Source organism: Promicromonospora thailandica (assembly GCF_024171955.1).
Classification (GTDB): Bacteria; Actinomycetota; Actinomycetes; order Actinomycetales; family Cellulomonadaceae; genus Promicromonospora; species Promicromonospora thailandica.
On record NZ_JAMTCS010000003.1, the window covers coordinates 238,994 to 264,408 of the forward strand.

Annotated in this window: 25 protein-coding genes; 13 read left to right on the top strand and 12 right to left on the bottom strand. The window is 74.1% G+C overall.

Features of this window, described 5'->3' with window-relative positions; genetic code table 11:
- Positions 1-37: 37 nt before the first annotated feature.
- Both APR03_RS06410 and APR03_RS06415 read left to right on the top strand, forming a co-directional pair.
- Positions 38-1,987 carry an FAD-binding oxidoreductase gene (locus APR03_RS06410; protein ID WP_253833787.1) on the top strand — a complete coding sequence of 650 codons (1,950 nt, stop codon included), beginning with the start codon at positions 38-40 and terminating at the stop codon, positions 1,985-1,987.
- On the top strand, positions 1,984-2,895 hold the full coding sequence (locus tag APR03_RS06415; protein WP_308216450.1) for an LLM class flavin-dependent oxidoreductase: 912 nt from the start codon (positions 1,984-1,986) through the stop codon (positions 2,893-2,895). Before APR03_RS06410 ends, APR03_RS06415 begins: the two co-directional genes overlap by 4 nt.
- A gap of 32 nt (positions 2,896-2,927) precedes the next feature.
- Here the strand turns inward: APR03_RS06415 and APR03_RS06420 are convergent, their stop codons facing one another.
- The 7 genes from APR03_RS06420 to APR03_RS06450 form a co-directional block, all read right to left on the bottom strand.
- Positions 2,928-4,091 carry a GDSL-type esterase/lipase family protein gene (locus tag APR03_RS06420; RefSeq protein WP_253833789.1) on the bottom strand — a complete coding sequence of 388 codons (1,164 nt, stop codon included), beginning with the start codon at positions 4,089-4,091 and terminating at the stop codon, positions 2,928-2,930.
- On the bottom strand, positions 4,088-4,735 hold the full coding sequence (locus APR03_RS06425; RefSeq protein ID WP_253833791.1) for a TetR/AcrR family transcriptional regulator: 648 nt from the start codon (positions 4,733-4,735) through the stop codon (positions 4,088-4,090). The genes APR03_RS06420 and APR03_RS06425 overlap by 4 nt, the downstream gene beginning before the upstream one ends.
- An 88-nt stretch (positions 4,736-4,823) precedes the next feature.
- Entirely contained in the window at positions 4,824-5,165 is a 342-nt protein-coding gene (locus APR03_RS06430) for a hypothetical protein (protein ID WP_253833793.1), read from the bottom strand.
- 47 nt (positions 5,166-5,212) lie between these two features.
- Positions 5,213-6,112, bottom strand: a complete 900-nt coding sequence (locus tag APR03_RS06435; protein WP_253833795.1) for a carbohydrate ABC transporter permease — start codon at positions 6,110-6,112, stop codon at positions 5,213-5,215.
- On the bottom strand, positions 6,112-7,089 hold the full coding sequence (locus APR03_RS06440; RefSeq protein WP_253833797.1) for a carbohydrate ABC transporter permease: 978 nt from the start codon (positions 7,087-7,089) through the stop codon (positions 6,112-6,114). Before APR03_RS06440 ends, APR03_RS06435 begins: the two co-directional genes overlap by 1 nt.
- Positions 7,090-7,092: 3 nt before the next feature.
- Complete coding sequence (locus APR03_RS06445; RefSeq protein ID WP_253833799.1) at positions 7,093-8,442, bottom strand: ABC transporter substrate-binding protein; 1,350 nt, start codon at positions 8,440-8,442, stop codon at positions 7,093-7,095.
- A gap of 91 nt (positions 8,443-8,533) precedes the next feature.
- Positions 8,534-9,520, bottom strand: coding sequence for a LacI family DNA-binding transcriptional regulator (locus APR03_RS06450; protein ID WP_253833801.1), 987 nt, complete (start codon positions 9,518-9,520; stop codon positions 8,534-8,536).
- Between the two features lie 208 nt (positions 9,521-9,728).
- Between APR03_RS06450 and APR03_RS06455 the strand changes: the two genes are divergently transcribed.
- Both APR03_RS06455 and APR03_RS06460 read left to right on the top strand, forming a co-directional pair.
- Positions 9,729-10,736 carry an ADP-ribosylglycohydrolase family protein gene (locus tag APR03_RS06455; protein ID WP_253833803.1) on the top strand — a complete coding sequence of 336 codons (1,008 nt, stop codon included), beginning with the start codon at positions 9,729-9,731 and terminating at the stop codon, positions 10,734-10,736.
- A complete protein-coding gene (locus APR03_RS06460) occupies positions 10,733-11,743 on the top strand; it encodes an ADP-ribosylglycohydrolase family protein (RefSeq protein ID WP_253833805.1) in 1,011 nt (336 codons plus the stop codon). Before APR03_RS06455 ends, APR03_RS06460 begins: the two co-directional genes overlap by 4 nt.
- A 19-nt stretch (positions 11,744-11,762) precedes the next feature.
- Here APR03_RS06460 and APR03_RS06465 read toward each other — a convergent pair whose 3' ends face one another.
- Positions 11,763-12,674: an alpha/beta fold hydrolase gene (locus APR03_RS06465; RefSeq protein WP_253833807.1), complete on the bottom strand. Its 912-nt coding sequence runs from the start codon at positions 12,672-12,674 to the stop codon at positions 11,763-11,765.
- A gap of 84 nt (positions 12,675-12,758) precedes the next feature.
- Between APR03_RS06465 and APR03_RS06470 the strand changes: the two genes are divergently transcribed.
- Positions 12,759-13,223, top strand: a complete 465-nt coding sequence (locus APR03_RS06470; RefSeq protein WP_253833809.1) for a MarR family winged helix-turn-helix transcriptional regulator — start codon at positions 12,759-12,761, stop codon at positions 13,221-13,223.
- 23 nt (positions 13,224-13,246) lie between these two features.
- Here APR03_RS06470 and APR03_RS06475 read toward each other — a convergent pair whose 3' ends face one another.
- A complete protein-coding gene (locus APR03_RS06475) occupies positions 13,247-13,723 on the bottom strand; it encodes an Lrp/AsnC family transcriptional regulator (protein ID WP_372494777.1) in 477 nt (158 codons plus the stop codon).
- 116 nt (positions 13,724-13,839) lie between these two features.
- Between APR03_RS06475 and pdhA the strand changes: the two genes are divergently transcribed.
- The 4 genes from pdhA to APR03_RS06495 all read left to right on the top strand — a co-directional run bounded on the left by pdhA (position 13,840) and on the right by APR03_RS06495 (position 19,328).
- The gene (gene pdhA / locus APR03_RS06480; RefSeq protein WP_253833811.1) at positions 13,840-14,955 is read left to right on the top strand and encodes a pyruvate dehydrogenase (acetyl-transferring) E1 component subunit alpha; all 1,116 of its coding nucleotides are present in this window, start codon (positions 13,840-13,842) and stop codon (positions 14,953-14,955) included.
- On the top strand, positions 14,952-15,968 hold the full coding sequence (locus APR03_RS06485; protein WP_253833820.1) for an alpha-ketoacid dehydrogenase subunit beta: 1,017 nt from the start codon (positions 14,952-14,954) through the stop codon (positions 15,966-15,968). Before pdhA ends, APR03_RS06485 begins: the two co-directional genes overlap by 4 nt.
- The gene (locus tag APR03_RS06490) at positions 15,965-17,422 is read left to right on the top strand and encodes a dihydrolipoamide acetyltransferase family protein (protein ID WP_253833822.1); all 1,458 of its coding nucleotides are present in this window, start codon (positions 15,965-15,967) and stop codon (positions 17,420-17,422) included. Before APR03_RS06485 ends, APR03_RS06490 begins: the two co-directional genes overlap by 4 nt.
- Before the next feature lie 205 nt (positions 17,423-17,627).
- Positions 17,628-19,328: an HNH endonuclease signature motif containing protein gene (locus APR03_RS06495; protein ID WP_253833824.1), complete on the top strand. Its 1,701-nt coding sequence runs from the start codon at positions 17,628-17,630 to the stop codon at positions 19,326-19,328.
- 11 nt (positions 19,329-19,339) lie between these two features.
- Here the strand turns inward: APR03_RS06495 and APR03_RS06500 are convergent, their stop codons facing one another.
- Genes APR03_RS06500 through paaZ form a run of 3 tightly spaced genes read right to left on the bottom strand, consistent with a single transcriptional unit; the run spans position 19,340 to position 22,427 of the window.
- On the bottom strand, positions 19,340-19,735 hold the full coding sequence (locus APR03_RS06500; RefSeq protein WP_253833825.1) for a PaaI family thioesterase: 396 nt from the start codon (positions 19,733-19,735) through the stop codon (positions 19,340-19,342).
- On the bottom strand, positions 19,732-20,364 hold the full coding sequence (locus APR03_RS06505) for a TetR/AcrR family transcriptional regulator (protein WP_253833826.1): 633 nt from the start codon (positions 20,362-20,364) through the stop codon (positions 19,732-19,734). The genes APR03_RS06500 and APR03_RS06505 overlap by 4 nt, the downstream gene beginning before the upstream one ends.
- A 29-nt stretch (positions 20,365-20,393) precedes the next feature.
- Positions 20,394-22,427: a phenylacetic acid degradation bifunctional protein PaaZ gene (gene paaZ, locus APR03_RS06510; protein ID WP_372494778.1), complete on the bottom strand. Its 2,034-nt coding sequence runs from the start codon at positions 22,425-22,427 to the stop codon at positions 20,394-20,396.
- Positions 22,428-22,576: 149 nt separating this feature from the next.
- Between paaZ and paaA the strand changes: the two genes are divergently transcribed.
- From paaA to paaD, 4 genes are read left to right on the top strand one after another with little or no spacing between them, the layout of a single operon-like run.
- Positions 22,577-23,581, top strand: a complete 1,005-nt coding sequence (paaA, locus tag APR03_RS06515) for a 1,2-phenylacetyl-CoA epoxidase subunit PaaA (RefSeq protein ID WP_253833827.1) — start codon at positions 22,577-22,579, stop codon at positions 23,579-23,581.
- On the top strand, positions 23,578-23,907 hold the full coding sequence (gene paaB / locus APR03_RS06520) for a 1,2-phenylacetyl-CoA epoxidase subunit PaaB (protein ID WP_253833828.1): 330 nt from the start codon (positions 23,578-23,580) through the stop codon (positions 23,905-23,907). The genes paaA and paaB overlap by 4 nt, the downstream gene beginning before the upstream one ends.
- 9 nt (positions 23,908-23,916) lie before the next feature.
- Positions 23,917-24,876 (top strand): 1,2-phenylacetyl-CoA epoxidase subunit PaaC, encoded by a 960-nt coding sequence (gene paaC, locus APR03_RS06525; protein WP_253833829.1) that lies wholly within the window; start codon positions 23,917-23,919, stop codon positions 24,874-24,876.
- Complete coding sequence (paaD, locus tag APR03_RS06530) at positions 24,870-25,415, top strand: 1,2-phenylacetyl-CoA epoxidase subunit PaaD (protein WP_372494779.1); 546 nt, start codon at positions 24,870-24,872, stop codon at positions 25,413-25,415. Before paaC ends, paaD begins: the two co-directional genes overlap by 7 nt.

The following is a 25,415-nucleotide window of genomic DNA, read 5'->3' on the forward strand; positions in this document are numbered from 1 at the left end:
TCCGCTTCTTCTTCGGAGTGCAGGGAGAACAGAGACTATGGAGCTCGCACTGGGGATCCTGGTGGAGCCCGGCGACGGCTCAGGCAGCGGCGCGAGCGGGGCAGCGGCCCTCGCGCGGCAGGCCGAGGCCGGCGGCCTGGACCTCGTCGTGGTGGGCGGCGCGGCAGGGTCCGGCGCGGCAGGGTCCAGCGCGGCAGGGTCCGCGCCGACCGCGGGCCTCGACCCGTGGACGGTCGCCGTGTGGGTCGCGGGCGGCACCGAGCGTATCGGCGTCGGGACGGTCCCGGCCGACGCGCCGGACGCACCGCCGACCGACGCCGAGACGCCCGTGCCGTCCGTGGTGGAGAAGGCCTGGCAGAGCGCCGCCCTGCTCGTCGGACCGCGGTTCGTCGCCGGTGCCCGCTGGGTCGTCGCGCCCGCGGGCGCCGGGCGTGCCGAGCTGGAGGCGCTCGGTGCGGACGGGCTGCCCGTGGTGGTGCCGGTGCGCGACAGCGACGACGTCGCCCGCGTCGTGGACCTGGCAGGTACAGCCGGTACAGCAGGCCGGAGCGGGACCGGCCCGCGCAGGACGGCGGTCGCGCGTGCCCTGCGCCGCGCCGGCATCGACTACGACGCCGTCCCCGACTCCCTGGCCGCCACGGCCGTCGAGCCGGGTGACCGGGAGTACCTGGGGGTGAGCTCGAACTACCTGCGCGGCGGGGCGCCCGGCCTCGTGCTACGGCCCGAGACGCCCCAGCAGGTCGCGGACGCGCTGGCGTTCGCGCGGGCGCACACCCACGTACCGCTGGGCGTCCGCAGCGCCGGGCACGGCGTGAGCGGCCGGTCGACCAACGACGGCGGCGTGGTGCTCGACGTCGGCCGGATGAACCGCGTCGAGGTGCTCGACGAGGCGCGGCGACTCGTCCGGATCGGCCCCGGGGCCACCTGGAAGCAGGTCGCCGCCGCGCTCGACCCGTACGGGTGGGCGCTCGGGTCCGGCGACTACGGCGGGGTCGGCGTCGGCGGCCTGGCCACCGCGGGCGGCATCGGCCTGCTCGGGCGCGCGCACGGCCTCACGATCGACCACCTGCGGGCGGTCGAGCTGGTGCTGGCCGACGGCACGCCGGTCCGGGCCTCCGCGGACGAGAACCCCGACCTCTTCTGGGCGGTGCGCGGCGCGGGCGCGAACTTCGGCGTCGCCACGGCGTTCGAGTTCGAGGTGTACGACGTCGGCGAGGTGGGCTGGGCCAAGCTCTCCCTGGTGAGCACCGACATCGAGAAGTCGCTGCTCCGGTTCGGCGAGGTGGCTGGTGCCGCACCCCGCGACACCACGGTCTTCCTGGTCACCGGGCGGCCGCGCCGTGGACAGTCGACGATCCAGCTGTACGCGATCGTCGACTCGCCCGACCCGCAGGTCGTCGTCGAACGGCTCACGCCGTTCCTCGACCTCGGCGTGCTGGTGCAGCAGGAGGTGTACCTGACGCGGTACAAGGAGATCATGGGACAGGCGGCCGACGTGGGACCGGACGGGCACCACGGGCAGGGCGAGCCCGTCTCGCGCTCCGCGTTCCTGCCCGCCATGACCCCCGAGGCTGCCCACGACACCGCGGAGCTGCTGCGCAGCGGCCAGGTGTTCTTCTACGAGCTGCGTCCCATGGGCGGCGCCATCGCGGACGTGCCCGCGGACGCCACGGCGTTCGCCCACCGCACGCCCGCGTTCCAGGTCACCGCCATGGGCGTGGACCAGGACGACCTCGACGCGCGGTGGGACCGGCTCGCCCGCCACACGGACGGCCTGTACCTGAGCTTCGAGACCGACCTGCGGCCCGAGCGGCTGCACGACGCGTTCCCGCCGCCCGTGCTCGCCCGGCTGCGCGACCTCAAGCGCCGGTACGACCCCACCAACCTGTTCCGCGACAACTTCAACATCGATCCGTTCGACACCGATCCGTTCGACACCGACCCGCGCGACGGCTCCGCCGTCGTCCGCGCGGCCGAGGAGGGATGACAGACATGACCGACTACGGCCACGACCTGCTGTTCGGCACGTTCGTGACACCCGGCGCCCAGAACGCGGCCCACGTGCTCGACCTGGCCGTGACGGCCGACCGGACCGGGCTGGACCTGGTGACCTTCCAGGACCACCCCTACCAGCCCGCGTTCCTCGATACCTGGACCCTGCTCAGCTACGCGGCCGCGCGCACCGAGCGCGTCCACCTGAGCGGCAACGTGCTCAGCCTGCCCCTGCGCCCGCCGGCCGTGCTCGCCCGCGCCGCCGCGTCCCTCGACCTGCTCAGCGGGGGCCGGGTCGAGCTGGGGCTCGGCGCCGGGGCCTTCTGGGACGGCATCGAGGCGATGGGCGGACGGCGGCTGACCCCCGGCGAGGGCGTCGACGCGCTCCGCGAGGCGGTCGCGATCATCCGGGACCTCTGGGACACCGACACCCGCGGCGGTGTGCGGCACGACGGCACCTACTACCGGATGGCCGGGGCGAAGCGCGGTCCCGCGCCCGCGCACGACATCCCGATCTGGATCGGCGCGTACAAGCGGCGCATGCTCGCCCTGGCCGGCGAGATCGGCGACGGGTGGCTGCCCACCCTGGAGTACCTGCCCGACGGCGTCGCCTCCCTGCCCAGGCTCAACGCCCGCATCGACGAGGCGGCCACCGACGCCGGGCGCTCGCCGCGCGACGTGCGGCGGCTCCTGAACGTCATGAACGTGCGCTTCGCGCCGACCGGGCGCGGCATGCTCGACGGCCCGCCCGACCAGTGGGTCGAACAGCTCGCCGGCCTCGCGCTGGAGCACGGCGTCACCGCCTACCTGATCGGCGGCGACGACGTGGCGACCACCGAACGCTTCGCGGCCGAGGTGGTACCGGCCGTGCGCGAGGTGGTCGCCCGGGAACGCGCCGCCTGACGGCCGTGCCCAGGGGCGGGCGGGTGAACCCGTCAGGCCCCGGCGCGCACCCCGTCGGCGAACGGGCCCGTGCCGGCGAAGGCGTACGCGGCGAACCGCTCGCCGATGATCCGGTGGGTGGCGGTGTCGGGGTGCAGGCCGTCGGGCAGGGGGTGCTCGGCGGCGTCGTCCGCGCCGTACAGGGTGGTGCCGTCCAGGTAGTGGAGGTTCGGGTCGTCCCGCCCCGCCACGACGGCGGCCAGCGCGTCGCGGACCACGCGCAGCGTGAGCTTGCCCTGCTGCACCTCCTCGGGGCGGCCCGTGGCGACGAACCGCACCTGGTCGGTGCCGAGGCTGTCCGGGTCGACGGCACCCGGCCCGGGCGTGTCCTCGTGGATGCCCGCGAAGATCGGCGAGGCGAGCACGAGCGGCGTGGTCGGGTGCCCGTCGCGGATGGTGTCGAGGAACCCGTGCACCGCCGGCACGAAGGTGCGCAGCCGCATGCCGTCCAGGTTCACGACGTTGATGCCGAGCTTGACGCTGATCAGGTCGGCGGGCAGGTCGCGGATCGTGCGCGCCAGGAACGGGTCCACCAGCGCGCTGCCCCCGAAGCCGAGGTTGCGCAGGTCGGCGCCGCCGAGCCGGGCGGCCACGGCGGGCCAGATCCGGGTGGGGGAGGTCGCGTTGGACCCGTGGCTGATGGAGCTGCCGTGGTGCACCCACACGGGCCCGGCCGGCTCGGCGGGTGCGACGGGTGCGTCGGTGCGCAGCTCGACGAGCTCGACCGACTCGTTGTGCGGCAGCCAGACCTCGACGAGCTTGTCGCCCTCGCGCAGCCCGGTGAAGGTCGTGGTGCACGCGGGTCCGGGCCGCAGCTCGGTGCTGCCCGTGCCGAGGTCGGTCTCGATCACGTCGCCGCCGTCGAGCGGCTCGCTCGCGACCGGCTCGCCGTCGACCACCAGGTCGACGGCGCCGCGCGGGCGGTCCGCGCCCCGGTAGACGAGCCGCGTCGGGTGGGACACGAGCGTGACGGTGCGCGCCGTCGTCCGCAGCCGCAGGCGCACGCCCGACGGCTGTGCCTCCATCATCAGCAGCTGCGGGTCGGGGAACCGGGTGCGGACCCAGGCCGGGAGCCGGTGCGGGCGCAGGCCGCGGGGCGTGCGCTCCAGCTCGGCGGCGCCGTGCACGAGCGCGGGCGTGAGGGCGGTGGTGATCATGGTGCGGTGCTTCCTGTCTCGGGTGCTGTGCCGGGTCCTGTGCCGGGTGCCGTGCCAGGTCTCGTGGCGGGTGCCGACGCCGCGGGCCACCCCCGCAGCAGGCTGTCGAGCGCGTCGACGGCGCGGTCCCACGACACGTCGGTGCCCGGCTCGCGGTGGTCGAAGCTGCCGACGCGCTCCAGCGTGAGGTAGCCGTTGATGGTGGCGCCGAGCAGGCGCGTGGCGTGCACCCGCTCGTCCGGCGGGAGGTCGTAGCCGCGCAGCACGGCGTCGGTCAGCTCGACGAGGGTGCGGGCGGCGTCGGAGGCCGCGACGTCGGGTCCGGTGCGGCGCTGCAGGGCCTGCCAGCGTCCGGGGGCGTCCTGCGCGAAGGCGCGGTGCGCCTGGAGCAGGCCCGCGAGGGCGGCGCGTCCGGAGCGGCCGGCGACGGCGCGGGCCACGCGGGCCGTGAGGTCGGCGAGGGCGACCGTGCTGACGCCGTCCAGCAGGGCGGCGTGGTCCCGGACGTGGAAGTAGAGGCTGGGGGTCCGCACGCCCAGCCGGCGGGCCACCGCGGAGAGCGTGACGGCGTCCAGGCCGCTCTCGTCGGCCAGGGCCGTCGCCTCGGCGACGACGGTGCTCGGGTTCAGGGGAGCGCGCGACACCCCCTCAGCCTAAACCCTGTAGGCAGAAAACTACGGGGATGAGGGTGTGGGCGTGCTCACGCGCCGCCCGTACGGCGGAGGGGCGCGTTCAGCGCCAGTCCTCGTCGATCGGCAGCACGCTGAAGATGTCCCGGCTGGGCTCGCGGTGGATGGGCGGGGCGTCGTCGAGCCACCGGCGCACGGCCGCCCGCGCGATCAGCTCGTCGGTGGTGATGCCGGTCTCGCCGAAGCGGCCGTCGACCCAGGGGGTCCAGGACCACAGGTGCACCAGCTCGTCGCCCAGGTCCTCCATCATGAGGCGGTGGCTGTCGCTGGCCACGAGCATCGCTCCGACGAAGCGGTCGTAGTTGTCGACCGTGACCAGGTCCACCAGGCCGGAGTCGATCTGTTCGGCTGCGGCGGTGCGCAGGATCTCCTTGGCGGATGGCATGGGCACTCCTCGGTGGTAGGTGTGTGCGGACGGACTCTGCGGCGCGGTCATACGGCGATCCCCCGGGAGACGTAGCCGTCGATGAAGGTGCGCTGCATCATCAGGAAGAGCACGACGACGGGCAGTGCCATGAGCAGCCCGGCCGCGCTGACCAGGGACCAGTCGGTGGTGAATCCCTGCTGGAACGAGTAGAGCGAGAGGGCGACGGGCTGCAGGTCGCGGTCCTGGATGAAGGTGACCGCGAGCATGAACTCGTTGTAGGCCTGCAGCCCCGCCACGAGGGCCGCGGTCAGGACCGCGGGGCGGACCATGGGCAGCACGATGCGGGTGAACACGCCCAGCTCGCCGGCGCCGTCGAGCCGGGCGGCCTCCTCGTACTCGCGGGGCATGCCGACGAGGAACGCGCGGACCAGCAGCGTGGCGAAGGGGCTGTAGACGGCCCAGTAGATGATCACGAGGCCGATGGGCTGGTTGTACAGGCCCAGGAAGCTCCACCAGCTCACGAGCGGCACCAGGAAGAGCTGGATGGGCAGCGAGGAGGACACGAGCAGCCACAGGATCCACGCGCCACCGCCCGGCAGGCCGAGCCGGGTCATGGCGTAGGCCGCGGTGGTGGCGATGACGGCCACACCGGCGGCCGTGGCCAGGGCGATGAGCGAGCTGTTCAGCAGCGCGCCGCCCATGTGGGCCCGCTCCCAGGCCCCGGCGAAGTTGCTCCAGCTCCAGCTCTGCGGCGGACCCAGCGGGTTGGTGTCGATCTCGCGGGACGACTTGAGCGAGTTGGCGGCGAGCACGAGCAGCGGGCCGAGCGCGTACACGGCCAGCAGCCCGAGCACGATCCAGGTGACCGGCTGGGCGCGCCGCCGTCCGGCCACGGGGCGGGCGGGCCGCAGGGCGCTCGGGCGCGGGGCGCTGGGCCGCAGGATGCTCGTCCGGGGGGCGCTCATCAGACGTCCCACCGGAGTCGGCGGCGCAGGGCGAGGTAGCCCAGCACCGTGGCGGCGCTGATGACGGACAGCAGCATGGCGACCGCGGACGCGTACCCGTGGCGCTGGTTCTGGAAGGCCTCGCGGTACAGCACGGTGCTGAGCACGTCGGTCGAGCCGGCCGGCCCGCCCTGGGTGAGCACGTAGACGTAGTCGAAGACCAGGAACGACCAGATGATCGTCATCAGCCCGAGGAAGACGAGCGTGGGGCGGATCATCGGCAGCGTGATGTGCCAGAACTCGCGCACGGGTCCGGCGCCGTCGAGCCGCACCGCCTCGTACAGGGCCGGGTCCACGGACTGCATCGACGCCAGGAAGATCACCAGCAGGAAGCCCCACCACTGCCAGGTGTTCACGAAGGCGACCGAGCCGAGCGCGAGCGACGGGTTGCCGAGGAAGTTCACGTCCGCCAGAGGGTCGAGGAACGGCAGGCCGAGCGTCGACAGAGCGGCGGCGACGCCGCCGTCCGGGTCCAGGAGCTGGCGCCAGACGGCCGCGGAGACCACGGTGGCCAGCACGTAGGGCACGAAGTACAGGACGCGGAAGAACGCCTGGTTGCGGCGCAGCCGGGACAGCAGGAACGCGCCGACCAGGCCCATCGTCATCGGGACGACGAGGAAGAACAGGGTCCACAGGACGTTGTGCACCAGGGCGGTGCCCACGGCGTCCGACCGCAGCATCTCGGCGTAGTTCGCCAGGCCCACGAAGCCGGGGGCGTTGAGCCCGTCCCAGTCGGTGAAGGAGTAGTAGACGGACGCGAGGCCCGGTCCGGTGACGACGAGGAGGTTGACCACCAGGAGCGGCGTGACGAAGACCCAGGCCAGGAGCCGGCGCAGCCGCCTGGCCCCCAGCGGCCGGCCCCGGAGGGCCGGCCGCGGTCCGCGACGCACCGGGGCCCCCGCCAGCGAGGCCCCGGTGGTCGCCGTCTCGGTGGTCACTGGTCAGCCTTCGCTCTGGGGGGAGAAGGGGACCAGGGTGGTGCCGGCGTCGAACTCCTTGTCGAAGGTGTCCTGCATGCCGGCCAGGTACTCCTGCGCGGTGCTGTCACCGGTCACCACCTTGTCGAACTCGGTGATGAGGTAGGAGTCCGTCTTCGGGGGGAAGAAGGTCCAGGTCGCGTAGCCGACGTTGGTCGTCTCCGGGATCTGGCTGTAGAGGTCCACGGTGCGCTCGTCGACCTCGTCGGGGAACTGGTCGGCGCTCATCTGCAGAGGCGGGGGGTTCTCCCCGGTGCGGGCCGTGTACTCCAGGGCCCGGTCGACGTCGCCGGCCACGTAGTCGAGGAACGCCGCCGCGGCGTCCGGGTCCTCGGCGTCGGCGCTGACCGAGAGCTGCGTGCCGATCGCGAGGGGGAACACGCCCGGCTCGACGTCGTCGCTCAGCGACGGCAGGGGCGCCCACGCCCACTGCTCCGGGTCCTCGAACACCTCGGTGAGCGAGTTGAACGACCACGTGCCGCTCAGGTACATCGCGGTGGTGCCGTTCGCCAGGCCGGTCACGTTCGCCGTGTCGTCCGTGGTGAAGTACGACTCGGCGCCGCCGGCCAGCCAGCCCTTGTCGATCCAGCTCTCGACGAGCTCGATCGCCGCCACGAACTCCGGGTCGGTGAACTCCGCCTCGCCGGTCAGCACGTCGTGGATCTTCTCGGGGCCGACGGCGGCGTTGAACACCGCCGTGATCAGCCACTCGCTCATGCCCTGGTAGCCGGCGTTGCCGCCGCCCAGGGGCACCATCCCGGCGTCGTCGGCCTCCTGGGCGACCTGCTCGAACTCCTCGAGCGTGGTGGGCGGGGTCCAGCCGTGCTCCTCGAACACCGCGGCGTTGTAGTACAGCACCATCGAGCCGTAGCTGGCCGGCACCGAGCGCATGGAGCCGTCGATGGTGCTCAGCTCGTAGGCCCAGGGCAGGAACGCGTCCTGCCACCCGTACTCCTCGGCGTACCCGCCGAGGTCGACCGTCCGGTCCGCGCGGGCGAAGTCGGACGCCGCGGACGGCCCGTCGGCGTACACGATGTCGGGCGACTCGCCGGCGGCGACCGCGGTGTCGGTGAGCTGGCCGAGCGTCGTCAGCTCCTTGACCTCCATGTCGACCTGGGTGTCGTTCTCGGCGTTGAACCCGTCGACGAAGATCTCCTGGAACGCCTCCTCCGTGGTGGGCGCGTAGAACGCGCCCCAGTAGGTGACCGTCCCGCCGGCGTCGTCGCTGCCGCCGCTGCTCACGCAGCCGGCCAGGGCGACCGAGGCCGCGGCGACGAGGCCGAGGGGTACCAGTGCACGCTTGGTGATTCTCACTGTGGGTGTCTCTCTCGCGAGGGGGATGGTGCCGGGCGGGAGGTGCAGGGGGGTGCTCGGGGGTGCTCGGGGTGCTCGAGGGGTGCGGGGTTCAGGTCGAGTCGCGGACGACGAGCCGGTTGGACAGCGCCACGCCGCGGGTGATGTCGGTGACGTGACCGTCGAGGCGTTCCAGGAGGAGGCGGGCGCAGGCCCGCCCGATCTCCCGGGCGGGGTTCATGACGGTGGTCAGCGGCGGGTCGACGAGCGACGCCGCCTCGATGTCGTCGTAGCCGGTCAGGGCGAGGTCCTCGGGGACCCGCAGCCCCATGGACCGCGTCACGTCCAGCACGCCGAACGCGATCAGGTCGTTGGCCGCCACGATCGCGTCGGGACGGTCGTCGCGGTCCAGCAGGGCCGTCGCGCCGTCCCGCCCGCCCTGACGGGTGTACCGGGTGCACACCACGTCGTCGTCCCGGAGCGGCAGCCCGGCGGCGCGCAGCGCCTCCTGGTACCCCTCCAGGCGCTGCCGGGTGGGGGTCACGCCCTCGTCGCCGCCGAGGAACGCGATACGGCGGCGGCCCCGCTCGATCAGGTGCTCGGTGGCCTTGCGGGCGCCGTCGACGTCGTTGGTGTGCACGAAGTCGCCGCCGCCGGGAGGGGCCTGACCGAGGGTGACGAACGGGATTCCGGCGTCGTGCACCTCTGCGAGCCCGGCCGGGGGGAGGCCGAACGGGGCGGCGACCATGGCGTCCACGCGGCGCGTCAGGAGCCGGTGGATGGCGCTCGCCGAGCGGTCGAGACCGCTCGCGTCGGTGACGGTCAGCAGGATGTCGCGGGGGACGAGCACGTCCTGCATGCCGGCGGCGACCAGGGGGTAGAACGGGTTCTCCAGGGTCGGCACGATCAGGGCGACCGTGCCGGTGCGACCGCCACGCAGCTGCGCGGCGCCGGGGTGGGCGCGGTAGCCGAGGCGCGTGATCGCGGCCTCCACGCGGGCCCGCGTGGCTGCCGAGACGGGCCGGTTCCCGGTGACGACCTGCGAGACCGTGGACATGCTGACGCCCGCGGCCTCCGCCACCTCACGAATCCCGACCATGCGCTCCTCGCTCCTCCGTCGTCGCAAACCCTACGCGCAAAAGGTTTTGGAGTAGCATGCTCCAAGTTCACCCTGTGAGGCAAGACACAAGCGCAAAGACGTGCGCAAACATAGTGAGGCCACGCATGCTCTGCGTGCTGGTTCCATGCAAAACGTTACGTTTTCGCGGCGCAAGCGCTGCGAGGCGGGAACCGAGATACGGAGGAGCATGAACAACGACCGTGCGCGCGGTGCGCTGCTCGGCCTGGCGATCGGCGACGCCATGGGCGCACCGACCGAGGGCATGACGCTCCACGCGATCCGGGAGCGGTGGGGCCGGGTGCGCGGTTTCGTGGACCCCGAGGCGGCCGGCACCGACGACACGGAGTACGCCGTGCTGTGCGCCCGCGGCGTGCTGCGCGGGGGAGCGGACCTCACCTCCCGGGTCGTCGCCGACACCTGGCTGGAGGCCCTGCGCGCGCAGCGGACCGGGTTCAACCGGGCCGGCTTCAGCGAGATGATCGCCCTCGCCAACCTGCACTCCGGCATGGAGCCGCCCGCCAGCGGGCAGCGCAACGCCGAGACCTGGAGCGACGGCGCCGCCATGCGCGTCGCCCCCATCGGTGTCTTCGCCGCGGGCGACCCCGGGCTCGCCGCCCGGATGGCGCGCGCCGACGCCGAGGTCAGCCACTCGCGCGACGGCGTCTGGTGCGCCCAGGCGATCGCCGCCGGGGTCGCCGTCGCCATGGTGTCGGACGACGTCGAACCCGTCCTCGACGCCATGCTCGCCGCCCTGCCGGCCGACTCCTGGTCGGCCCGCACGGCCCGCCGGGCGCTCGACATCGCGGCCCGGGCCGGCACGCCCGAGCAGGCCGAGGAGGACCTCTTCGAGGCCATCCCCCTGCGGCACTACATGTGGGCCGACGTCGCCCCCGAGGCCGTCGCGCTGGCCATCGGCCTGCTCCGGGCCACCGACGGCACGCCCGCCGTCATCGAGTCCGGGGTCAACATCGGCCGCGACTCCGACACCATCGCCGCGATGGCCGGCGCCGTCGCCGGGGCCCTGCACGGCGTGAGCGCGTTCGACCCGGACGTCGTCGCGCAGGTGCGCACCGTGACCGGGCAGTGCATCCAGGCCACCGCGGGCACCGACCTGGTCGACCTGGCGGACGCCCTCGTCGACGAGGCCGACCGGGCCGCCGCCGTCGCACGTCCCACCGAGGAGACCCGAGCATGACCGACCGCCTCGACCGCGCCGTCGGCGCCGTGCACGGCCTCGCGCTGGGCGACGCCCTCGGCGCGCCCGCCAGCGAGCACCGGACCGTCCGCGACCCCTGGGTGCGGCAGATGCTGCGCAAGGGCCCGCTGGAGCTCGACGAGTCCCGCGTGCTGCGCCCCGTGGTCCCCTTCGTGCTCTCCGCGATCGGCGCTCCCACGCTCGTGCCGACCGACGACGCCGAGACCTTCGCCGTCGCCGCGCGGGTGCTCCTGGAGGCCCCGGGCCGGGACGCGGACAGCCTGTTCGACACCTGGCGTGGCCTGCTCGACACTCCCGACACGTGGGTGAGCGCCGCGCAGCGCTCCGCCCTGATCAACGCGGCGAACGGGCTGCGCCCGCCCCACACCGGGGCCGACAACCCGGCGTTCTACGACGACTCCGCGCTGCCCGGCGCGCTGGCGGTGGCGATCGCCACCGCCGACCCCGGCGAGGCGGCCGCGCTCGCGCGCGGCTACGCCGGCCTGACCCACGACGGTACGGGGGTGCACGCGGCCGCGGCCTTCGCGCGCGTGGTCGCCCACCTGCTGGCGGGGGCCGAGCTGCGGCCCGCGCTCGAGGCCGGCGCGGAGGACGTCGCCGCCGACGGCTGGCTCGCCGACAACGTGCGTGACGCGTTCCGGGTCGTCGACGAGGCGCGCACGCCCTTCGCCGCGCTGCCCGCGCTGGTGGCGCGGTTCGCGCCGCGCACCTACAGCCACCCGGGCACCGTCGCGGAGACGCTGCCGCTCGCGCTCGCGGTCACCGCGCTGACCGGCGGCGACCACGAGGCGGCCCTGCCCCTGGCCCTGTCGGTCACCCGCCACCAGGACAGCCTGCCCGCCCTCGTGGGCGCGCTGTGCGGGGCGGCGGGCAGCGCGCCGGACGCCGGCGCCGTGGACGTGGACGTGCTGCAGGGGGTCACGGTGCCGGCCGTCGCCGGGCGGTCGCTCGCGGAGCTGGCCGGGGCGCTCGTCACGAGCCGGTAGCGCGCCCGCGGTCCCGGGCTCAGCCCGCGTCGGCGCCGTCCACGTCGGCGCCGTCCGCGTCGACCCGTCGGAGGAACGGCAGCAGTGCGGCCGCCAGCTCGGCGGGCGCCTCGAGGGCCGCGTAGTGGCCCACGCCGTCGAGCTGTGCCGTCGCCACCGGTCCTGCGGCGACCTGTGCCAGGGTGTCGGCCGTGAACGGCCCGCCGCCCGCGCCGACGGCCAGCACGGGCACGCTGACGGGGTGCCCGGTCAGCAGCGTGCGCAGCTCGTCGCCCTCCGTGAGCACCGAGCGGTACAGTCCTGCCGCGCCGCGCCAGGCGCCGGGTCGTGCGTAGGTACGGGACAGCTCGGTGAGGTCGGCGTCCGTCACCGCGTCCGGCGTCGCCGTCAGGCCGCGGAACGTCGCCTCGAGGAAGGCGCGCTCGCGGCCCGCGAGGAGCAGCTCGGGCACGCCGGGGGTCGCGAGCGCGCCGATGTGCCAGGAGCCGCCGCGCGTCACGTCGGCGAGGGCCTCCAGGCCGTACCCGGCCAGGCCCATCTCGACCGCGGTGAGGCTCAGCACGTCCTCGGGGTGCGCGGTGACCAGGCGCAGCGCGGCGGCCCCCGCGACGTCCTGCGCCACGAGGTGCACGGGGCCGAGGCCGAGGTGCGCGATGAGGCCGTGCAGGTCGTCGGCCGCGACGGTGCTGCTGTGGTCGTCGGCGGCCGGGCTGGAGTCGCCGAAGCCGCGCAGGTCCACCGCGACGACGCGGTGGGCCGCCGCCAGGTGGGGCAGGAGACGGTGGAAGGCCCACCAGGTCTCCGGGAAGCCGTGCACGAGCAGGACCGGCGAGCCGGTCGTCCCTGCGGTGACGTGGTGCAGGTCGGCACCGTTCACGTGCGCGACGTGGTGAGCGGTCTCGACGGCGGTCGGTTCTGCCGTGGCGGGCATCGGGGTCTCCTCAGAATGGTCAACTCGGTTGTCTATCACAATAGACAATCTGGTTGTCGAAATCAACGCCCGTATCCTGGCCGCATGACACGCTCGGGTGCCGACCTCGCGCTGCTGCTCCTGGGCGGCTACCGGACGCTCGTCGAGTCGGTGGTCGCCGAGCTCGCCGCACGCGGGCACGACGACGTCCGCCCGGTGCACGACTTCGCCATGCGGGCGATCGCGTCCGGGGCGGACAACGCGTCGGAGCTCGGGCGCCGCCTCGCGGTCTCCAAGCAGGCGGCCGCGAAGACCATCGCGGTGCTCCTGGAGCGCGGCTACGTGCGGCGCGGCACCGACCCGGACGACGCGCGGCGCAAGCGGATCGAGGTGACCCCCCTCGGCTGGGAGGTCATGCACCAGGGCGAGGCGGCGTTCGACGAGCTGCGCGCCCAGTGGGCCCGGCGTATCGGCGCCGACGAGCTCGCGGCGCTCGAGCGGCAGCTCGCCGTCCTGGTGGGCGACGACGCCGTGCGCCCGGAGGCCGCGGGGCCGGCCGCGCACGACTGACGCGCAGGACTGAGCGGGGATGTTCAGCCCGCGGGCGGCGGGGGGCCGGCCGGCACGGGCTCCTCGAAGACGAGGAGCGTGTGCGTGTTGAGGATGCCCTCCATGCCCTGGATCTGGTCGAGGATCAGGTGGCGCAGGTCGGCGTTGTCGCGGGCGCGCACGAGCAGGATGAGGTCGAACTCGCCGCCGACCAGCCCGATGTGCTCGATGCCGCGCAGGGTGCGCAGGTTCTCGCGGACCGAGCGCCACTCGGCCTGCTTCAGGTTGACCGTCACGTAGGCCGACGTGCCCAGGCCGGACAGCACGGGGTCGATGTCGGCGCGGTAGCCGCGGATCACCCCGGTGGACTCCAGCCGCTGCACGCGGGCGTACGCGTTGGCGCGCGAGATGTGCAGCTTCTCGGCCAGCGCGCGCATCGACATCCGGCCGTCCTGGCGCAGCTCGGCGACGATGCGCTGGTCGACGTCGTCGAGGCCCGGTGCCATGTGTCTCGTGGTCACGCTCCACGCCCTCCCTGTGCTGGACGTTTGGATCGCATTACCGGCGCTAAGCCGGACACCCTCTCGGATCCGCGCCGTTGGTAGAATCCGGATAGAGGCTTGACCAGTATATCTACATGACGAGTGACGCAGATCGCATGATGCCGTCGACGGAGCCGGTCATGCTGCTCGACCCCGACGGCCGCCCGACGGCCGCCGGGGCGCTGCCCCCGGTCGAGGACCTGGTGCGCGGGTACGCGGGCATGGTCGTGGCCCGCCGCTTCAACGAGCAGGCCTCCGCGCTGGTGCGGCAGGGCAGGCTGGCCGTCTACCCCTCCTCCTCGGGCCAGGAGGCCTGCCAGGTCGCCGCGGCGCACGTGCTGGCCGACGGCGACTGGATCTTCCCGACCTATCGCGACACCGCGGCGGTGGTGGCCCGCGGCGTCGACCCGGTCGAGACCCTGGTGCTGCTCAAGGGCGACTGGCACTCCGGCTACGACCCGTACGACCGGCACGTCGCACCCCTGACGACACCGCTCGCGACGCAGCTGCCGCACGCCGCCGGCGTGGCCCACGCGGCACGCCTGCGCGGCGAGCCCACCGTGGTGCTGGCGCTGTGCGGCGACGGTGCCACCAGCGAGGGCGACTTCCACGAGGCGCTGAACTTCGCGGCGGTCTTCCGGGCGCCCGTCGTGTTCCTCGTGCAGAACAACCGCTACGCCATCTCGGTGCCCCTGTCCCGGCAGACGGCCGCGCCGTCGCTGGCCCACAAGGGCGTGGGGTACGGCGTGCCGGGCGAGCAGGTGGACGGCAACGACCTCGCCGCGCTCCTGACCGTGCTGTCCGGGGCGGTGGCCCGGGCGCGGGCGGGCGAGGGGCCGCAGCTCGTCGAGGCCCACACCTACCGCATGCAGGCGCACACCAACGCGGACGACGCGACGCGGTACCGCAGCGACGAGGAGGTCGCGGCCTGGGTGGCCCGGGACCCGCTGGTGCGGCTGGAGGCCTACCTGCGGGCCGAGGGCGCCCTCGACGACGCCCGCGCCGCCACGATCGCCGCCGACGCCGAGGACGTGGCGCGGCGCACGCGGGACGGGATCAACGAGGACGTCGAGCCCGACCCCGAGGACCTGTTCCGCCACGTCTACTCGCGGCCCACGCCGCAGCTCGTCGAACAGCTCGCCATGGTCCGGGACGAGCTGGCGCGGGACGCGCTGGCCGCTGCCCCCACACGTCAGGAGGCCGGCCGATGACCGCCACCACCGCTCCGACCGCCGCCACCGTGGCGCCCGAGACGCTCAGTACGGCGCAGGCGATCAACCGGGCCCTGCGCGACGCCCTGGCCGAGGACCCGACGGTGCTCGTGCTCGGCGAGGACGTCGGGGCGCTCGGCGGCGTCTTCCGGGTCACCGACGGGCTCACGGCAGAGTTCGGCGAGGACCGCTGCTTCGACACGCCGCTCGCGGAGGCGGGCATCGCGGGGTTCGCTGTCGGCCTGGCCATGAACGGCATGCGGCCCGTGATCGAGATGCAGTTCGACGCGTTCGCGTACCCGGCCTTCGAGCAGATCGTCAGCCACATCGCCAAGATGCGGAACCGGACGCGGGGCCGGGTCGAGCTGCCCCTGGTCATCCGCGTGCCGTACGCGGGCGGCATCGGCGGGGTCGAGCACCACTGCGACTCGTCCGAGGCCTACTACGCGCACACGCCCGGCCTGCACGTCGTCGCGCCGTCGACGCCCGCGGACGCGTACGCGCTGCTGCGGGAGGCGATCGCCTCGCCCGACCCCGTCGTCTTCCTCGAGCCGAAGAAGCTGTACTGGGCCAAGGGCGAGATGGACCGGGGGCCCGTGCCCGGGATCGGCACCGCCGTCGTCCGCCGCCAGGGCACCGACGCCACGCTCATCGCGTACGGGCCCTCCGTGCCCGTGGCCCTGGAGGCGGCCGAGGTCGCCGCGCGCGACGGGCGCAGCCTGCAGGTCGTCGACCTGCGCTCGCTCGTTCCGTACGACGACGCCGGGGTGTGCGCCGCCGTCGAGTCCACCGGCCGCGCCGTCGTCGTCGCGGAGGCCAGCGGGTTCGCCGGGTTCGCCGCCGAGGTCGCCGCGCGGGTGGGCGAACGCTGCTTCCACTCCCTGGCGGCGCCCGTGCGGCGCGTCACCGGCCTCGACATCCCGTACCCGCCGCCGAAGCTGGAGCACCTCCAGCTGCCCTCCGTCGACCGGATCCTGGACGCCGTGGACGACCTGCAGTGGGAGGACGCATGAGCACGGCCACCCTCCGCACCTTCCTGCTGCCCGACCTCGGGGAGGGGCTGACCGAGGCGTCGGTGGTGCAGTGGCTCGTCGCCGAGGGCGACGTCGTGGCCGTGGACCAGGCGGTGGTGGAGGTCGAGACGGCGAAGTCGGTGGTCGAGGTGCCCAGCCCGTACGCCGGCCGGGTGGGCGAGCTGCACGCGGCCGAGGGCCAGCTGGTCGACGTCGGCAGGCCGCTGATCACGATCCTGGCGGACGGCGACGGGGCGGGTGCTGCTGATGTTCCGGATGCTGCGGGGTCTGGTGCTGCGGGGGAGCGCGAGGGGGAGGTCTACCGCGAGGAGGAGCGCGCGGGGTCGGGCAACGTGCTCATCGGGTACGGCACGCCGCCGCCCGCGGGATCGGGACGTCGTCGTCCGCCGCGCGGCGCTCTGTCCGCGGTGCCGGACCGCCCGATCAAGGTGATCTCGCCGATCGTCCGGCGGCTCGCGCGGGAGGCAGGGCTCGACCTGCGGGCGATCCGGCCCACGGGCGCGGGCGGGGTCGTGACCCGGTCCGACGTGCGGGCGGCGGCCGCGGCGGCGCGCGCTCCCGTGGCGCCGCCGGGGGATGCTGTCGGGGGATCTGCTGGGGTGTCTGGTGGAGTGTCTGGTGGGCCCTCCGCGGTGGGTGCGTCCGGTGCTCCGGGCCCGGTGTCGTCCGGCGGTTCCGCGGTGGCGGCGTCGGCGGCGGGTGCCGAGGCGGGCGGTGTGGCGAGTGGTGTCACGAGCTCGGGCGGCGAGCGGCGGATACCGCTCACCGGCTTCCAGAAGGCAGCCGCCGCCGTCCTCACGCGGAGCCGCGCGGAGATCCCCGAGGCGACGGTCTGGGTCGACGTCGACGCGACCGCCTTGTGGGAGCTGCGCGAGGCGTCGCGTACGCCCGGCGACGACGGGCCGGGGCTCCTGGCGCACGTCGCGCGGTTCGTGGTGCGGGCGCTGCAGGAGTTCCCGGTGCTGAACGCGCGGCTCGACGTGGAGCGCGGCGAGATCGTGGTGCCGGGCACGGTGAACCTCGGCATCGCCGTCCAGGGTGAGCTGGGCCTCGTCGCGCCCGCGGTGCTGGGCGCCGACGCCCTGACCACGGCCGCGCTCGACGCCGCGATCCGCGAGGTGGTCGGCCGGGCGCGAGCCGGCCGGTCGACCCCCGCGGAGCTGTCCGCCGGGACGTTCACGCTGAACAACTACGGGGGTCTCGGTGTGGACGGCAGCGCGCCGATCATCAACCACCCGCAGGTCGCGATGCTCGGCCTCGGCCGGATCATCGACCGGCCGTGGGTGGTGGACGGGCAGGTGGTGCCGCGCAAGATCACGCAGATGTCCTTCGTGTTCGACCATCGGGTCTGCGACGGCGCCACGGCCGCCGCCTTCATGCGTCGCGTCGCGGAGTCGATCGAGCACCCGGTGGCGGCGATCGTCCGGCTCTGACGTCCGCCGCGTCGCCCTCCCCTTCGAGACCGAGGTTGCTTCGCTTTGCGAGGGCTCACAGCGAAGCAACCTCGGTCTCGAAGGGAAGGGGGGCGGACCGGTCGCCAGGGGCCATGAAAAGTTGTCCACAGATCCGGGATCCACCGTGCGGTGCGCACGAACGTTCGAGAGAATGGGGTACGTGAACGGCGGACGGGGGTGGATAATGGTGGAGCACGCGGACGACGGCGCGGCGGCTGGTGGCCTGCCCGCCGCGGTGTCGGTGGAAGAGGCGCTGGGCAGGATCGAGCGTGCGACGGATGACCTGGCCCGCCTGGTCGCCCCTGAGGTGCTGGACGGCTGGGGCGCGCCGAGCGCCGGCCGGCTGATGGAGGCGCAGGCGCGGGTCCGTCGGGTGACCGGGCGGCTGGACGGGGTCCGGTTCACCGTGCTGCCGCGGATCGAGGACGAGGGGTCGTGGCGGTCCGGTGGCATGGCCCGCACCTTCACGTCCTGGCTGCGGCTGCGCGAAGGCGTCTCCGCGAGCACAGCACGCAAGGACGTGACGATCGCCCGGCGGCTCGCCACGGCGTTGCCCGCCACGCGGGACCGGCTCGTGGCAGGCGCGCTCGGTGCGGATCACGCGCGGGTGATGGCCGAGGTCGCGCCGACCAGCGACGCCCGCACCGACGCGCTCGGCTGGCTGATCGACACCCGCACGGGTGAGCCGACCACCCCGGAGCGCTTCGTGCAGACCGTCGCCGTGGACTTCCCCGAGCCGGCCGACGACCCGGACGGAACCGCGACCCGCGAGCTGATGACCGCGGTGCTGGAGACCGCCGTGGCCGACGGGACGCTCGTCACCGGCGAGGGCCTGGTGCTGCGCGAGGCGACGGCGCTCAACGCGGACCAGTTCCGCACGGTGGCGCGCCGCTTCGCGACCGTGACCGACCCGGACACCGACGACGTCGAGGACGACAAGGCTGCCCAGGGCGAGTTCCTGGACCTGTCCAAGACCCTCGGCGGGTATCACGTGGCCGGGTTCCTCACCGACGAGCACGGGCTGCTGATCTCCACCGCGATCACCGCGATGCTGGGTGCCCCGGCGGCCGAGGAGACACGGACGCCCGGGCAGCGCCGGGCCCAGGGCCTGGCCGACGTGGCCCGGACAGTGCTGGACACCGGCCAGGCGTCGCCGGGGGCGGCGATCGCGCCGCACCTCAACGTCACCGTCTCCTGGACGGAGCTCGTCACGCAGGTCACCCGCACCCGCGACGGGCTGTGCCTCACCTGCGGGCAGGCGCCGACACGCGGTACGGGGGCCGGGACAGGCGGTGCGGACGGCACCGGTCACGCCGGCGGGCCGGGTGGCGCAGCGGGTGGTGCCGCGGCCCCCTCGTTGCCGGCAGCCGGCGGACCTGTGTTCACCGAGACGGGCGGCCGCGCGCCACGGGCGTTGCTGCGCCGGCTGGCCTGCGACAGCTCGGTCACCAGGGTCGTGTTCGGGCCTGACGGTGCCGTGCTCGACGTCGGCCGGGCGCAGCGGACCGTGACCGGGCCGATGCGCCGCGCGGTGATCGCCCGGGACGAGCACTGCGTGTACCCGGGGTGCGACCAGCCGCCGTCTCGCTGCGAGGTCCACCACGCGGTGACCCACTGGGCGGACGGCGGTGGGACGTCGGTCGCGAACAGCGCCCTGCTGTGCTGGTTCCACCATCGGCTGGTCGACGCGCGGGGCATCACCATGCACTGGACGGGCAAGCCCGCCGGCGGCGCGGGTGCCGGATCCCTGGTCGAGACCGGGTGGGCCTTCACCGACGCCCGCGGGCATCGGATCTGCCTGCCCGAGGCCGTCGACCCCCTGCCCACGCGGGACGCCGGACCGGGTGCGGCCACCGCCGACCCACCGATCGCGGAGGCAGCATGAGCCGCGGCACGTCAGCGCGGGTCGATGAGCTGGTTGGTGATGCGCGCCGTGCAGATGCGCCGGCCCTGCGCATCCGTCACGACGATCTCGTGGGAGGTGACCGTCCGGCCGAGGTGCACAGGGGTCGCGGTGCCGGTCAGGATCCCGTCCGTCGCGCCGCGGTGGTGCGTGATGTTGAGGTCGACGCCGGCGCACACCTTCCCCTGGGTGCTGGCGTGGATCAGGGCGCACCAGGAGCCGAGCGCCTCGGCGAACGCGGCGGTCGCGCCGCCGTGCAGGCGGTTCAGCGACTGGGTGTTCCCCTCGACGGGCATGGTGGCGACGACCCGCTGCGCCGACTGCTCCAGCACCTCGATGCCCAGCTTCTCGTCGAGGGCTCCCAGGGTGATCGTCCACGGCTCGGTCATGTGCCGGCCGCCGGGTCGCGGGGCTTGAGGCCGTCGAAGAGCACGCCGGAGACCGTGGCGGCCAGCGCGGCGTCGTCGAGCGGACCGCCGGGGCGGTACCAGTCGGTGAGGGAGTTGACCATGCCGAAGACGAGGCGGCTGATGACGTCCGGCTCGACGTCGGCGCGCAGGTCGCCCTCCGCCGCCGCCTGCCGCACGAGCGCGGAGAGGCGGTCGTCGATGTGGCGCCGTCGCTCCATCGCCGACCGCTCGACGTCGCTGTTGCCGCGCACGCGCAGCAGGAGCGTGACGGCGGGCAGGTGGGTGGCGAGGATGCGGACCGCCGCCTCGACGGCGGTCCGCAGGCGCACGATGCTGCGCTGGCCGTCCGAGGCGACCGCGGCGGCCTCGACCGCCGCGCTCAGCCCTTCGAGCGCCTCGTCGAGCGCCGCCGCGAGCAGCGCCTCCTTGCTGACGAAGTGGTGGTAGACGGCCGACTTGGTGACGCCGAGCTCCGCCGCCAGGTCGCTGACGGACGTGGCGTCGAAGCCCCGGCGGTTGAAGAGCTCGATGGCCGTCCGGAGCACCGCCTCGCGGTCGTGCCCCGGGCGTCCGCGAGGGCGGCGGCCGGGCGGAGCGTCTGTCGTCATCGGCTCATCGTCGCAGACGGGGGCAGGTCTCAGCCCGCCGTCTTCGCGACCAGGGTCAGCACGTCGTACGCGGCCACCTGCTCGCCGTCCTGGTTGGTGACGTCGGCCTCCCAGCGCACCTCGCCGTAGTCCGCCGACGTGCGGGGCGTGATCTGCTTGACGGTGAGGGTGACGCGGATGGTGTCGCCCACCCTCACGGGTGTGAGGAACCGCAGGTTGTCGACGCCGAAGTTGGCCAGCACCGGCCCGGGGTTCGGCTCGACGAAGAGCCCCGCCGCGAGCGACACCACGAGGTAGCCGTGCGCGACGATGCCGCCGAAGAACGGGTTGGCGGCCGCCGCCTCGGGGTCGGTGTGCGCGTAGAAGGTGTCCCCGGTGAACTCCGCGAAGTGGTCGATGTCCTCGAGCGTCACGGTGCGCGTCGCCGTCTGGACCGTGTCGCCGATGCGCAGCTCCGCGAGCGACTTGCGGAAGGGGTGCACGTCGTCGACCAGGTGCCGCGACCCCGTGGTCCACCGGCCGGTGACCGCGGTGAGCATGTCGGGGGAGCCCTGGACGGCCGTGCGCTGCATGTGGTGCAGCACGCCGCGGATGCCGCCCAGCTCCTCGCCGCCGCCGGCCCGGCCCGGTCCGCCGTGCACGAGCATCGGCAGGGGGCTGCCGTGCCCTGTCGACTCGGCGGCGTCGTCCCGGTCGAGGACGAGCACGCGGCCGTGCCACGGCGCGAGCCCGCGGGTCACCTCCCGGCCCACCTGCGGGTCGTGCGTGACCAGCGACGCGACCAGGCTGCCCCGGCCGCGCGCGGCCAGGTCGACCGCCTCCTCCAGCGACCCGTAGGTGAGCACGGTGCTGACCGGGCCGAACGGCTCCACCTCGTGCGGTTCGGCGGCGCCCGGGCGGGCGCGCAGCAGGACGGGGGAGAGGAACGCGCCGCGTTCGGCGTCGGCCCCGACGACGTCGACGTGCGCGGGGTCGCCGTAGACGATGTCGGCGGAGGCGCGCAGGGCCTCGACGGCCTTGCGGACCTCGTCGCGCTGGCCGAGGCTGGCCAGCGCGCCCATGCGGACGCCGTCGTCGGCCGGGTTGCCCACGGTGATCCGGGCGAGGCGCGCGCTGATCGCGTCGATCACCGTGCCCGCCATCGCCTCGGGGACCAGGACGCGCCGGATCGCCGTGCACTTCTGGCCGGCCTTGACGGTCATCTCGGTGACGACGCCCTTGACGAACAGGTCCAGCTCCGGATCCTCCGGCCGCACGTCGGGGCCCAGGATCGAGCAGTTCAGCGAGTCGGCCTCCACGCCCAGCCGCACACCGCGGCGCAGCACCGCGGGATGGTCGCGCAGGATCCGGGCGGTGTGCGCCGAGCCGGTGAAGGCGACGGAGTCCTGCTCGCCGAGCTCGTCCAGCAGCGTGCCCGCGCTGCCGCACAGGAGCTGCAGGCTGCCCTCCGGCAGGATCTCCGAGGCGATGATCCGCCGGACGACCGCCTCGGTCAGGTACGCCGTCTGGGTGCCCGGCTTGACGATGCTCGGCAAGCCCGCGAGGAACGCGGGCGCGAGCTTCTCGAGCATGCCCCACACCGGGAAGTTGAAGGCGTTGATCTGCACCGCGACGCCGGGACGCGAGGCGTACAGGTGCTGGCCCACGAAGGTGCCGCCCTTGCCCAGCGGTTCGAGGGCGCCGTCCAGCACCACCGTGTCGTCCGGGAGCTCCCGCTTGCCCTTGCTCGCGTAGCTGAAGAGCGTGCCGATGCCGCCGTCGATGTCGACCATCGAGTCGCGACGGGTGGCCCCGGTGTGCAGCGAGAGGGCGTAGAACTCGTCCTTGTGCCGCCCCAGCTCCAGGGCGAGCTGCTTGAGCAGCCCGGCTCGCTCGTGGAACGTCAGCCGGCGGACGGCGGGGCCGCCCACCTCCCGCGCGTGGGCCACCAGCGCGGCCAGGTCGATGCCGCGGCTCGAGACGCGCACGACCTCCTCGCCGGTCACGGCGTCCAGCACCGGCTCCCCGTGGTCCGCGCCGGCCCGCCACCGGCCCGCGACATAGCTCTCCAGCTGTGTGCTCACTCTGCGTCCCTTCGCCAGTCCCGTCACGCCGGTGTGCCGGAAGCCGTTGTGCAACCCGTCGCACGTGTGTCACGCTAATACAGAACGCTCGGTCAGTAAATAGTCGGCACGCAGGCCGGCGCAACGGCGACGTCGCCCTGGAGGTACCCATGTCGGTAGCCGCGAACCCCGTCCCGGAGAGCCTGCTCGAGGAGCGGTTCGAGGCCACGATCGCCCGCAAGGACCGGATCGAGCCGCGCGACTGGATGCCCGAGGCCTACCGCCGCACCCTGGTGCGCCAGGTGGCGCAGCACGCCCACTCCGAGATCATCGGCATGCAGCCCGAGGGCGCCTGGATCGGCCGCGCGCCGTCACTGCGCCGCAAGGCGATCCTGCTCGCCAAGGTCCAGGACGAGGCGGGTCACGGCCTCTACCTCTACTCGGCCGCCGAGACGCTCGGCGTCTCCCGGGACGAGCTCACCGAGCTGCTCATCAGCGGCCGGCAGAAGTACTCCTCGATCTTCAACTACCCCACGCTGTCCTACGCCGACGTCGGCACCATCGGGTGGCTCGTCGACGGCGCCGCCATCTGCAACCAGGTGCCCCTGTGTCGCACGTCGTTCGGGCCCTACGGGCGGGCCATGATCCGCATCTGCAAGGAGGAGTCGTTCCACCAGCGGCAGGGGTACGAGCTGCTGCTGACGATGATGCGCGGCACCGCCGAGCAGCGGGCCATGGTCCAGGAGTCCGTGGACCGGTTCTGGTGGCCGTCGCTCATGATGTTCGGCCCGCCCGACGACGCCTCGCCCAACACCGCGCGGTCCATGGCCTGGGGCGTGAAGACCCACACCAACGACGAGCTGCGCCAGCGCTTCGTGGACATGACCGTGCCCCAGGCCGACGCGCTCGGGGTCACCCTGCCCGACCCCGACCTGGCCTGGAACGAGGAGCGCGGGTCGTACGACTTCGGGCAGCCCGACTGGGACGAGCTCTGGGCGGTCGTCGCGGGCGACGGCCCCTGCAACGCCCAGCGCGTGGCGCACCGCACCCGGGCCTGGAGCGAGGGCGCCTGGGTGCGTGAGGCGGCGCTCGCGTACGCCGCGCGCGAGAGCGCCGGGCACGAGGCGGACCACGGAGCGGACCACGGAGCGGACCACGGAGAGGACGCGGCATGACCCAGGACGTGACCCAGGACGTGACCCGGCACGACGGCCCCGTCAGCGGCGAGTGGCCGCTCTACGAGGTGTTCGTGCGGGGCAAGCGGGGTCTCAACCACGTGCACGTCGGGTCGCTGCACGCGCCCGACGACGAGATGGCGGTGCGGCACGCCCGCGACGTCTACACCCGGCGCAACGAGGGCGTGAGCATCTGGGTGGTGCGGTCCTCCGCGATCACGGCGTCCAGCCCCGACGAGAAGGACCCGCTGTTCGCCCCCAGCGGCGACAAGGTCTACCGGCACCCGACCTTCTACGACATCCCGGCCGACGTGCCGCACATGTAGGGAGCACCCATGCCCGACGAACGCGCCCGCACCACCCGTACCACCCGGACCCGCGAGCCCGACGAGCACGACAACGCCTACGCGGGGCTGCTCACCGACGACCCCCGCTGGGCCTTCGGGACCGGGTTCGAGGACCCGCTGGCCGGCGTGGACACCACCGTGCCCGACGGCGTGGACCCCGCTGACCTGGCGACCTACTGCCTGATGCTCGGCGACGACGCCCTGGTGCTGTCCCAGCGCCTCGCCGAGTGGACGAGCAACGCGCCCGACCTGGAGGAGGACATCGCGTTCGCGAACATCGCGCTCGACCTGCTCGGCCAGGCCCGGCTGCTGCTGGCCCGGGCCGCCGCCGCGGACCCCACGCAGGTGCCCGCGCTGCCGGCGGGCTCACCGGTGCCCGACGAGGACCGGCTCGCGTTCTTCCGCGACGGCACGGCGCTGCGCAACGTGCGACTGGCGGAGCTGCCGAACGGCGACTTCGCACAGACCGTCGCCCGCGTGCTGCTCTTCGCCACGTGGCGCCTCGCGTTGTTCGAGGAGCTCGCCCGCAGCCGGGACGCCGTGCTGGCGGCCGTGGCCGCCAAGGGCGTCAAGGAGCTCACCTACCACCGTGACTTCGCCGGCCGCTGGTTCCTCGTGCTGGCCCGCGGCACCGAGGAGTCCCGGCGCCGGCTGGTCGCCGGGCTGGAGGCGCTGTGGCCCTACCGCGCGGAGCTGTTCGCGACGCACGACGTCGAGCGCGCGGTCGCCGGGGCCGGGGTCGGCGTGGACCCTGCGGACGTCGCGGACACCGTCGACGCGGTGCTCGACCGCGTGCTGGAGACCAGCGGCGTCGAGCGGCCCGACGTGCCGCCGCGCGCCGGGGTCCTGGGCCGCGCGGGCCGCGACGGCCGGCACACCGAGGCCCTGAGCCTGCTGCTCGCCGAGATGCAGTCCGTGGCCCGCGCTCACCCGCTGGGGCAGTGGTGAGCGCCGCGGGAGCCGGACCCCGGCACGCACCGGGACGGCAGTCCCTGCTCGACCGCGCCCGGGCCGCCGCGGCCGCCGTCGTCGACCCCGAGCTGCCCGTGCTCACGCTGCTCGACCTCGGCGTGCTGCGGGACGTCGAGGTGGCCGACGACGGCGCCGTCGTCGTCGCGATCACGCCCACCTACTCGGGCTGCCCCGCCATGGGCGCGATGCGCGACGACCTGCTGCGGGAGCTGCGCGCCGCGGGCCTGCCCGACGCCCGCGTGCGGGTGGCGCTCGAACCCGCCTGGACCACCGACTGGATCACACCGGCGGGGCGTGCGGCGCTCGCCGAGGCCGGGATCTCGCCGCCCGGCGCCGCGCCCCGGCGGTCCGGCCCGGTGCCGCTGCGGCTCGGACCGCCGCGGCGCGCGGTGCGGTGCCCGCGGTGCGGGTCGGGCGACACCGAGGTGACCTCCGAGTTCGGCTCGACGGCCTGCAAGGCGCTGTACCGGTGTCGCGCGTGCCGGGAACCGTTCGACCACGTGAAGGAGATCTGA